2 protein-coding genes and 1 pseudogene are annotated in these 1548 nt (G+C 73.8%); 1 reads left to right on the top strand and 2 read right to left on the bottom strand.

Annotated elements, in window-relative coordinates:
• Nucleotides 1–260 precede the first annotated feature (260 nt).
• Nucleotides 261–488: a helix-turn-helix domain-containing protein gene (locus KBX53_RS32510; protein ID WP_030331503.1), complete on the bottom strand. Its 228-nt coding sequence runs from the start codon at nucleotides 486–488 to the stop codon at nucleotides 261–263.
• Between the two features lie 215 nt (nucleotides 489–703).
• On the opposite strand from KBX53_RS32510, the gene KBX53_RS32505 reads away from it, so the two are divergent.
• Nucleotides 704–1213, top strand: a complete 510-nt coding sequence (locus tag KBX53_RS32505; protein ID WP_210863685.1) for a hypothetical protein — start codon at nucleotides 704–706, stop codon at nucleotides 1211–1213.
• A gap of 117 nt (nucleotides 1214–1330) precedes the next feature.
• Here KBX53_RS32505 and KBX53_RS32500 read toward each other — a convergent pair.
• Nucleotides 1331–1548, bottom strand: a pseudogene (locus tag KBX53_RS32500) (hypothetical protein); the annotation flags it as partial.

Genomic DNA, 1548 nt, shown 5'->3' with positions numbered 1-1548 from the left:
GACGTGGGCTGCAGGTGACTCGGCCGGCGCGGCGCGAGCGGCTGGCGGGCTGGTCGTGACGCGAGCAGCAGGCAGGTGACTCGGTCAGCGGGGCGCCAGCGGCTGGCGGGCTGGTCGTGACGTGGGCGGCGGGCAGGCACGGCCGTGGCGTGAGCGGCAGGCAGGCGGCTCGGCCAGCGCGGCGCGAGCGGCAGGCGGTCTGGTCGGGACGTGGGCGGCAGCCAGGCGGGCCGGCGGGCCCGACCGGATGGGCTGGGCCGCTACTCGGGGTCCCTGTCGATGAGCGGATTGCTCTGCACCCAGTCCGCAGTTTCGTCGTATTTGCGCGTTATGTACTCTTCCAGGCGGGTCCGCTCGACGCGCCACTGGCCGCGCCCGCCGATCTTGATCGCCGGCAGTTCGCCGCTGCGCACCATGTGGTAGACCTGCGAATCCGACACGTTGAGCTCGGCAGCCACGTCGGAGAGCAGCAGGAACCTCGGCTCCACAGGAACTCCCGGTGTTGATGTCGTTTGGCTCAGTTTGCCACCGACAGCGCTGACCGCCCAGCACCGGCCCGGTTCGGCGGCCGACCGGCAGCGCGAGACACACCGGGCGGGAGCTTCCTCCGGCCGGAGGCGAGGTGTATGACGGTCACGGCGTGCGGCATGATCTGCGCCCGTGCCGGCGGCCGCCGGTGGAGGACGACGCGGGGAGACGACCGGTGACCGACGAGCTTGTCCGGGTGTACGTGCCGGCGACCGTACCGATGCTGGCTCGGCTGCGTGAGGAGGGGCTCGCCGCCGACCAGGCGCACGCCGTGACCCCGGCGCTTCGCGAGTGGTACGCGGAGGGCGACGAGGAGGAGTTGGAGTACGTCGCGTTCACCCGGGCTGCGCAGGACGCCCTGCACCTGCTGCGGGCCGACCCGAGCGCGCCCCGCCGTCGCGTCGTCGTCTCGGTCGACCTGCCGTCGGGGGCGATCGGGCGTGGCGACGGTGACTTGGGCTCCAGCACTGTGGCGTTGACCGGTGCCGTGCCGGTGGGCGCGGTGGCGGCCATCCACGTGGACGGCGCGGACGCGGTCGAGGAGATCGGCGCGGCGGCCGACGTGGTGGCCGAGGCGGCGGCTGGTGACCCCGACGCCCAGTTTACCGTCGACGGCGCCGAGGATCACGAGCTGGAGTGGTACGACGTGACGGAGCTGGACCAACTGCTCCGCGCCGCCACCTGAGCCGACACCGGCCGGGACCGTCGAACACCGCGCACCGGCCGGGACCGCCTGACGTCGAACGCCGGCCGGGACCGCCGGACACCGGCCGGGACCGCCGGACACCGGCCCGACGCCGGGTCAGCGAGCCGGGTCCGCCTTTGCCGGGTCCGCGTCGACCGCCTGAGCGTCGTCGGAGGTCTCGGTCGGGTCCGCGTCGTACGCCTTGGCGTAGCCCGGCTTGTCGTCCTCGGGGTCGGCCTGGTCCGGGACCGGCCTTGGGCTGTCGGCTGGTTCGTCGTCGTCGCTGTGGGCGGGGCTGAGCGTGCGGCCGAACGCGATGAGCGCGGTCAGCGCCC

It is taken from the genome of Micromonospora sp. M51, from assembly GCF_018070305.1.
GTDB classification, from domain to species: domain Bacteria; phylum Actinomycetota; class Actinomycetes; order Mycobacteriales; family Micromonosporaceae; genus Micromonospora; species Micromonospora parva.
Note: the sequence above shows the minus strand (reverse complement) of the source record. Positions and strands in the feature narration are given on the sequence as shown.